This window comes from Nonomuraea turcica (assembly GCF_030718205.1).
In the GTDB taxonomy this organism is placed as follows: Bacteria; Actinomycetota; Actinomycetes; order Streptosporangiales; family Streptosporangiaceae; genus Nonomuraea.
The window spans coordinates 1-8,160 of the sequence record NZ_JAUZQF010000066.1 but is presented as its reverse complement, the minus strand read 5'-3'; the positions used below and the strand labels follow the sequence as shown (position 1 = coordinate 8,160).

Annotated in this window: 9 protein-coding genes; 7 read left to right on the top strand and 2 right to left on the bottom strand. The window is 67.2% G+C overall.

Going from position 1 to position 8,160, the window contains the following annotated elements; translation table 11 throughout:
- The coding region (locus tag Q9G87_RS60055; RefSeq protein ID WP_305925642.1) for a helix-turn-helix domain-containing protein at positions 1-140 on the top strand (140 nt) is incomplete at its 5' end.
- Between the two features lie 242 nt (positions 141-382).
- The gene (locus tag Q9G87_RS60050) at positions 383-673 is read left to right on the top strand and encodes a hypothetical protein (RefSeq protein ID WP_305925641.1); all 291 of its coding nucleotides are present in this window, start codon (positions 383-385) and stop codon (positions 671-673) included.
- Positions 674-888: 215 nt separating this feature from the next.
- Here the strand turns inward: Q9G87_RS60050 and Q9G87_RS60045 are convergent, their stop codons facing one another.
- Together Q9G87_RS60045 and Q9G87_RS60040 are read right to left on the bottom strand one after the other, a co-directional pair.
- Entirely contained in the window at positions 889-2,244 is a 1,356-nt protein-coding gene (locus tag Q9G87_RS60045; RefSeq protein WP_305925640.1) for a transposase, read from the bottom strand.
- Complete coding sequence (locus Q9G87_RS60040; RefSeq protein ID WP_305925639.1) at positions 2,244-2,891, bottom strand: hypothetical protein; 648 nt, start codon at positions 2,889-2,891, stop codon at positions 2,244-2,246. The genes Q9G87_RS60045 and Q9G87_RS60040 overlap by 1 nt, the downstream gene beginning before the upstream one ends.
- 604 nt (positions 2,892-3,495) lie before the next feature.
- Between Q9G87_RS60040 and Q9G87_RS60035 the strand changes: the two genes are divergently transcribed.
- The 5 genes from Q9G87_RS60035 to Q9G87_RS60015 all read left to right on the top strand — a co-directional run bounded on the left by Q9G87_RS60035 (position 3,496) and on the right by Q9G87_RS60015 (position 8,054).
- The gene (locus Q9G87_RS60035; protein ID WP_371826029.1) at positions 3,496-4,983 is read left to right on the top strand and encodes a Mu transposase C-terminal domain-containing protein; all 1,488 of its coding nucleotides are present in this window, start codon (positions 3,496-3,498) and stop codon (positions 4,981-4,983) included.
- 90 nt (positions 4,984-5,073) lie between these two features.
- The gene (locus tag Q9G87_RS60030) at positions 5,074-5,424 is read left to right on the top strand and encodes a hypothetical protein (RefSeq protein WP_305925637.1); all 351 of its coding nucleotides are present in this window, start codon (positions 5,074-5,076) and stop codon (positions 5,422-5,424) included.
- A gap of 140 nt (positions 5,425-5,564) precedes the next feature.
- Positions 5,565-6,341, top strand: a complete 777-nt coding sequence (locus tag Q9G87_RS60025; RefSeq protein ID WP_305925636.1) for an ATP-binding protein — start codon at positions 5,565-5,567, stop codon at positions 6,339-6,341.
- Entirely contained in the window at positions 6,338-7,921 is a 1,584-nt protein-coding gene (locus tag Q9G87_RS60020; RefSeq protein ID WP_305925635.1) for a hypothetical protein, read from the top strand. Before Q9G87_RS60025 ends, Q9G87_RS60020 begins: the two co-directional genes overlap by 4 nt.
- Positions 7,914-8,054, top strand: a complete 141-nt coding sequence (locus Q9G87_RS60015; protein WP_305925634.1) for a hypothetical protein — start codon at positions 7,914-7,916, stop codon at positions 8,052-8,054. Before Q9G87_RS60020 ends, Q9G87_RS60015 begins: the two co-directional genes overlap by 8 nt.
- Positions 8,055-8,160 lie beyond the last annotated feature (106 nt).

Here is an 8,160-nt window from a genome sequence, read left to right as displayed (position 1 = left end):
ACCGAGTGCAGATCACCGTCGTCAACCTGTCAATCCTGAAGAACGGCCACGCCAAAGCGATCCGCTTCTCCACCCTCGTGCGCCTGTGCGATGCCCTCGACTGTCAACCGGGCGATCTCCTCCGGTATGACCGGTCATAGGCCGAGACAACCAATCGCCGACAGTAGATCGCGCCCGGATGCGCCAGGTGTACGGGCACAAACGGGGAGACGTACATCACATTCGTCCGCTGTAACAGCCAACACGACAAGAAGATCACCATGGACGCCAGTCTCAACCACCTCGGCAACCCTGGTCCGTTTAACTAATGGCCGGCAGTGGTGGGAGCGGGGTGACCTATATCGGGGCCGACAGGGCGGGGTAGGCGTGACATCTCCTGCTCATGCAGCAGAGCCTGTGCCACGGCGGCGGCGGTGACGGCCTCCTCGCGCTGCTGGTGAGCGGTGCGCAGCGCGCTGGTGGCGTTGGTGAGCTCGGTACGAAGCCGATCGGCCTCACCTGGGACTGGTCACTTAAATTGCAATGGCACTTGGTCAATGCCTTTCAGTGCCCAGGTCAAGGCACTATTCCACCACGGCCGAAGATCATCGAGGCTGATCACCTAGGCGCTTGTTCTTTCCCGCGCGGCCTTTCCACTGCAATCTTAATGACGTTTCGTAGTGAAATCGTGTGATTATCTGCAGGTCAAGGCGGAATGGTCACGTAAATTTCAGCGGGAACGGTCATCACCTTGCAATCGACTAGCTCACTGCCTATGGCTCCGGGGAGGGTGTGCGTCGGCCAGCGCTGATCGGGAGCTCGCTGGAAAATTCGCGATGGCTCGACTGGCTTTGAGCACACGTGGCCGCGGTCCCGCGGCCAGATCCGGTCAGTTTCGGGCGAACAGGGCTACCGCCGTGCCTTCTGGGACAGCGGCGCATCAACGGCCGGATAACCTGCCGGCAAGCGGCCCGTCATACGAAGTTCATCACGCAGGAGGTGATGGATACGAGGCCACACGCCGGCGTCGGTCCAATCCTGGATTCGCTTCTGGCATGTTTCCGAGGAGCATCCAATGGCGGAGCGCGGCACCTTGTGCCAGGGGGTGTCACCAGCCATCAAGTAGAGGATGCCGGCCAGGACGACGCGATCGTCGACCCGTCTGCCCCCGGTCTCTCGCCGTTGCGGGAGCAAGTGGGCCACCTGCTTCCACAGGCTCTTGGAAATGGGCGCCGCGCGCGGCCGCGGCCGGTCCGGTTTGCGAGGCGCAGCGGCGGGCCGGAGCATGGAGGGACGCAACTGCCTGACTCGCTCGCGAGGAAGCCCGCCGGCCCGCGCGACATCGGTCAGGGCGGCGTGGACCCAGTCGTAGCTGATGCGGCTGCCGTCGCCCTGCCGGATCAGCGGGTCGGCCAGACGGCGGATGGCCAGGAGCGGCTGCAGAACGGCGCGGGTGGAGGAGGATAGCGAGATCACCTCGTCGTGCCCATCGTCGCGCGGGATGACGATGACTGTGCTCTGGCCGCCGTCCGGTGCGAGGACGTCGAGGATCTGGCCGGTATCCAGTCCGGCGACGACGTCGATGGTGATGTCGACCTCATTGAGCAGGGCGATGGCCGCGGTGTGTCTGGGCCACTTGCTGGCCAGGCGGGCGCATCCTAACTGTAACTGCTGGCGTTCGGCTGGGGTGAGAGGCGCGGGCTTGGTTCTGGGCACGGGGCGCGGCACCGTGAGGCCGACGGCCGGATTGGCCTCGATGAGGCCGTGGCGCACGCTGAATTGGTAGAACGATCTGATGGCCGCCAGGTGGTGGGCAACCCCGTTGCGGACGAGATGGTCGCGATAGGCCGCCAGGTCGTGTGCGGTGAGACCGAACAGGTCCGATCCAACGGTGGTCTCGCCAAGCCAGTTGAGAAAGGCCGCTACGCCCCGCAGATAGCCTCGCCTGGTGGTGTCGGACCGGCAGCTCAGCAGCCAGGCCTGCAGGCTGTACCAGACATGCAAGTCGCGGGGCGAGACGCGTACGTCGACGCAGCGGATCGTGCTTATGGAGACACCACTGGCGCCAGCGTGCGCCGGGCCCAGGCCGGGCATGTCCCGCAGAGAGCTGAACGGGCCGCCGTGGTCCTGGAGGATCTGCTTGATGCTGAGTGCATCGCGGCTGTTGCGCGGTGTGGCCGGTGGATCGCAAGGCGTGCCGGGGGTGGCCGCCTCGGGGGGACCGGTGAGGGTGCCCGGCAGCCGCGGGCTGCCGGAGCCGCTCATCACCTGTACCTGCGCATGCGTTGTGCCAGAATGACCGGCGGCCGAGCGTCCCAGCGTTGGGCCGCGTTGCAGATCACCGCACGGCCGATGCCACCTCCTGTTGCGCGGCCGTGCAGGGCACGGCTCACGGCAGGGGATTCGCCGGCGTGTATCAGCGCCGCGGCCGCGCTGCGCCGCAGGACAGATGGCGAGAGGGGGCCGCTCAGCGCGATGGCTGGCCAGCGGTCGCTGCGCCGCCGCAACTCGCCGGTGTATGTGCGATGCAGTGGCGCCCGGCAGGAGGTGACGAACAGGCGGCCGCCGGAGGTCTGCAGGCCGCGCGCTTGCACCCACCACAGCCACCATGACCGTGCGCGTACACGGCTCGCCTCGGTGGCGCGGATGGCTCGCCCGTCCGAGCCCACCCAGGTGAGGGTGGCCACGCGTAGCTGTTCGGGAGCCGCGACCATGCGCGGCAGGATGTCTGGTTCGGCGTCGGCGCGGGCCGGGGCAGCGCTTGCCCGGGCGGGAAGAGGTGGCGGCAACTCGGGCAGTTCGGCAAGCCACCAGCGGTCGATGGGCGGACCGATGGCGTCGGCGCGGCGGTGATGCGGATGCGTCGGTGGCTGGGCGGCGAGCGGCATGGGCACCGGGAATGCGACCCGCAACCGCGAATCAGGGCGGGTCCTGAGGACTCCGAGACTGTGACAGGCAACCCGGCGAGCAAGCTCGGTGGACATGGCCATGCCTTTTGGCGATGGCGTGCCACACGATGCGTGCGCTCCGATGGCTTCGACGATGGAAAGCAGGTGACGATCCTGCACGGACCAGCGGGCGAGCCACTGGGTGGCCGGCTGGGCGATGCCCGGCGCCTTCGGTGTTACCGCACCGTTTCCGTCCCTGGGTCCAGAGACGAATAACTTTCGTGTCCTTTCTCGAGACTTACGAGACGCCAATGTCCATCCCTCCATCCACTCGACAGAAATGAAAGTAATTCAGTTTTCGCGTTCCGGCGCTTCCCTGTCCGGGCATCCTCATATTCGCCGGGACTCGAGCAGAAATCGAGAGATCCTGATGAAAAAACCGCATTCGCTCTATGCGGCGCTCAAGAAACGCGGTAAAACCATGGCGGAAGGCTCTGCTCTTCGGTCCACACGTGCATCCTTCGCCGTGAGGGCTGGGAAAGGAGAACCAATGGCTCCTGCGATGCTCGCCGAACGGCCAGCGGCGGATGCGTCCGCGGTAAAAGCCGATGAGCTGCGCGCGTCGGCGGTGCGGCACTTGCTTGCTTTGCGTCATCAAGGACGCCTGACCAGCGAGCAGGTCCGCACGGTCGCCTGTTGCTTCGGCTGCTGCCCGCGAACCGTTTACTACTGGCTGGAGAAGGCGAACGGCGAGCGCAAGCCCCGGCCTCACTTCGAGGCCACCGAAGCGATCCGGGTGAAGTACGCCTTCTGGCAGGGCAACGTCTCGGCGGTGCACCGGGAACTGGTCGAGGAGGCCGACGCCGGCGGGCCGCCAGCTCCCAGCCTGAGCACGTTGCGGCGGGCGCTGAAGCGGGACCTCAGCCCAGGCGAGCGGGCAGGGCTGCGCGATGGTGAGCGGGCTCAACGCGCGCACTTCGTCTACCTGAAGCGCCCGCCGTTACACCGCAACGCGGCATGGGAGGGTGACCATGTCGAGGCGTCGGTGGAGGTCGAGCTCGACGGACGGCTGCTCAAGCCCTGGGTGACCTGGTTCATCGACACCAAGACCAAGATCATTCCAGGGCTGGCGGTGAGCGCGGACGCCCCCAACCGCTCCAGTGTGCTGCTCGCCCTGCGCAGCGCCATCTCGACCGAGGAGCCGCATCTGCCGTTCGGCGGGCTGCCCGAGCGTATCCGCGTTGACCAGGGGAAAGACTTCGGCTCCAAGGTCGTGGCCACGGCGCTGGGCCAGCTCGCGGTGATTCTCGATCCCGTACCGGGCTACATGGCGCATCTGAAGGGGACGGTGGAGGCGTTGAACGGCGCTGCGGAGAAGATGTTCTTCGCCGGGCTGCCGCGCCATACCCACCGTCAGCGTCTGATCAACGGCAAGCACATCGATCCCGATCAGCCGCCGCTGCCCTTCGCCGCATTCGTCGACCGCCTGCTGGCCTGGGTGAACTGGTGGAACAACGAACACGTCGTCGAGACCCTGGGCACCACGCCCGCTCAGGCCTGGCACGACGATCCTGCCCTGGTCACCGAGATCGCCCGTGAGGAGTTGCGGCTGCTGACGCTGGAGGACGACAAGAGTATGCGCATGATCACCTCCAAGGGCATCAGCCGGGGCAGGAACCTGCGCTATGTCGCTGGTTGGATGACCGACCGGGCAGGTATCCAGGTCAAGGTGCGGCTGCTGCCTCACTATGAGGACGAGGTGGAGGTGTTCGACGCCCGCGACGACCACTATCTGGGGTCGGCGTTCCTGTCCGACCGGTCCAACGCCGAAGACCGAGCCGATATGCAGCGTGCCCGCGCGCGGACAAAGAAGCGTACTCGCGCGACACAGCAGAAGGCCGCGAGCACCATGAAGGCGCGCTACCGCCCGGTCACCTCGGCCGAGCCTCCCCGGCGCATGACGGTTCTGGCGGCCGAGGAAGCCAACGCCGAGTCCCGGGAGCTCAATCGGGATGCGATGGCCGCGCTGGCCATCCATGCGCCACCCCGCGATGAGGATCTCCCGGCCGGCTGGGTGTCGCCGCTGGCCCGGAAAGCGCGAACGGAATCCGCCTAGAGCGGCGAAAGCAGCCTGCGGGGCGTTCTTTTCCCTGTTGTCCACTTCGTTCTGGCTCCCGCTGGGGTGAGCCGGGAAGGTTGGGGTGTCATGCCGTGGCGTAGCTGTGCGCATCCCTACGTGCGGCGCGAGCGGGTGCCGCTGGACCTGCCGTGCGGACCGGTGATCTTCCTCCCGATGGAGCGGCTGGCCTACGGCCCACTACGGGCGGTGATCAAGGAAGGGACGATGCTGTTCATCCACGGCACTGTCGAGCAGCGAGTGGAACTCGCCGCGGGCCTGCGCACGCTTGTTCCCCGGGTCCTGCATGAGCTGCCCCTTCACCTAAGGCCCACGCTGACCTTCATACGCGCGCCTGATCGCGGCGCTGGCACTGCCACAGCCGCCGGACAGGAGGCCGGCCGAGGCCGTTCAACAGGCCGACCATCTGATCCGCAGTGAACTGGCGCGCGCCTGCCCGATCATCATCTACGACCCGGCGCAACGGCTGTCGACCGGCTGCGTGGAGTACTGGCGCCACTTGCGCGACGGCACCAATGCCACAGTCATCTTCGCCGCCACCACCGACTGAAGGGGTATCCATGTCCGTATCGGCAGACGACCTGCTTCCTTGCGACCGCGCCGACCACTTCCTGAATCTTCCGGACGCGCAGGTGGTGGCGACCAAGGCACTGCTGATGACGCGGGACAACCTGCGCGAGGTGATCGAAGCCAAGGCGATGATGTGCGTGTACGGCGACGCCGGACTGGGAAAGACGTTCGCGGTCAACGCCTCACTGCGCGATTTGGCCCCCGGACAGTTCCACCGCATCCAATTCCGCGAGCGGCCCACCCCGCGCTACATCCGGCACAAGCTGTTCGAGACGCTGAAGATCGGCGGCCGCATGCCCAGCCGGCCCGCTGAATTCGACAAACTGCTCAGGAACGTGCTGGCCGAGGAATTCCGCATACTCGTGTGCGACGAAGCGCAATGGCTGTCCACCGAGTGCTTCGAATACTGGCGACACCTGTGGGACGACCAGGAAACCGACCTCGCGGTCGTGTTCGTGGGCGGGGACAAATGCTACGAGGCGCTGGACTCCCAGCCCATGCTCGCCTCGCGCATCTACGTGTGGCAGGAATACCAGCAACTGACCAAGAAGCAGGTCCACGAGGTCATCCCCGCCTTCCATCCGATCTGGGCGGCGGCCGACCCGGCCGACATCGACTTCGTCTACCGCCACGCGGCACGCGGCAACTTCCGCATCTGGGCCAAGATCACCCACCAGCTGTTGCGTCTGCTGGCGCAGCTGGGCCAGGAATGTGTTGACCGCGTGGCGATACGCCGCGTGTTCGCCCGTCTGGGCCACCTGACATGAGCCAGGCCCTGCCCCAGCCATCGCCGCCCTCACCGCAGCCGACGGCCGCCGCCCCGGTCACGATCGTCCTTGACCCGCACGACGACGCCGACTGCCTCCACCAAGCCTTGGCCGCCCACGATCCCGCTGCCGGATGTGTCACCGTGCACCCCACGCCCGGCGCCTCCACCGACAGCCAACTCTGCCTGGACGTGCTCATCGCCCTCGGCAAGCCGGCCGACCAGGCCGCCACCCTGTCCGGACGCGCCGGAGGCGAGCACGCGGTGGCCGCGGCCACCGCGTGGCTGATCGGATCCCACACGTGGTTGATCATCGCGGTGCGCACCCACCTGCTCTCAGCGGCCCAGCGGGCACGCCTGGTGTGCCTGGCTCACGAGAGTGGCGCGAAACTCATCGTCGTCTGGCACGCCCGGGCCGAGCAGGACTGGACGGCCTGCTTTCCCGGCGCCACCGGGTTCCACCTGGCCGACCGCCTACGGCCGGCGATAGCCGCCGCTCGCCTGGAACGCAAACCGTGGCACAGCGCCGTACCCGCCCGGCAGGTCCTGCACTGCGCCGAGCGGGGCCCGCAGCCCGCCCGCGGCGACCCCGACCTCGACGACGTCACCCTGCCAGCCTTGCCCACCAGCGATTTCCTGCGCTTTCGCGCCGACGCCTACCGGCGCCTAAGCCTGTCACAGTTCCAGCACGTCGACGGCGTCTACACCTACGGCCTGGACCTCGCCTGCACCTGGCTCCTGCGGCACGGCGATCTGGCCCGCGCCCCGGCCACACGCCGGCTTCCATCAACCCGGCCGGCGCACTGGGGGGCCATGACCGGCCACGTGCGCGACCGGGCCAGCATCTTGCACCGCCTGCCCGAGGAGATCGCGCCCGATCACCCCTACCCGTACCGCATCGGCGCCCTGCACCCCCTACGCCTGTTCCTGACCGACCTCATCGCCGACTGCCCCACCAGAGAGCACGCCATCGCCCGCATCCGCGGTGCGCAAGCAGGCCTATTCCTGCACGGCTACCTGCTGACGGTGCCGATCCTGATGGGCCGCCCGGCAGGCCCGGGTCTCATCGCCCAGCTGACCGCCGAGGACGCCGAGCGCATCGCCACCCATCTGGCCCACCCCGTCCACGCCGCAGCGCTGGCCACGGCCCTGTTCACCGGGGCCCGCCTGCACGACCTGCAGGCGATTCCCCTTGCGGCACTCAGCCCCGACGCCACCACGATCGAGATCCGCGAAGGCACGCAAGCGGCAGATGGACTTGTCCTGCCGGAGGAAACCATCACCTACCGGGTACCGGTCTACGCGCGCGGCATCTTGGCCGCAGCACGCGCCTTCCTGCTCCTCACCGGCCATCACGATGAAGAGCCGCTGCTCGAACAAGGCCTCGGCAGCCGGGGCCAGCAGTTGCTGATCTCGGCACGCGCCTGCGCCCTGACCGTGCCATCGCTCCAGGAACATGCCGAACACCATCGCTCCTGGCTGCGCCGCACCACCTGCTGGAAAGTGGGCGAACCCATCCATCCCGCCTCGTCACAGCCCGTAGCCGGGCGCGAGAGCGCACAGGAGATGCCCCATGCTTGACGTCGACCTCATCCAGCGCAGGATGACCGAGCTGCGCATGGGAGGGGTGGAATTCGCCCGGCGCGTCGGCGTCTCCCTGGACACTCTGCGCACCGCCCGTAGCGCCACCGTCAGTGAGCCCATTCCACCGTGACGCTGCAGGTCACGGGTCCGTTGCAGATCATCATCCTTGATCCGCAACGCAGATAGCCCCTGGTAGAAGGGTTGTCGACCAAGATCAACCTTCACCACCAGGGGCC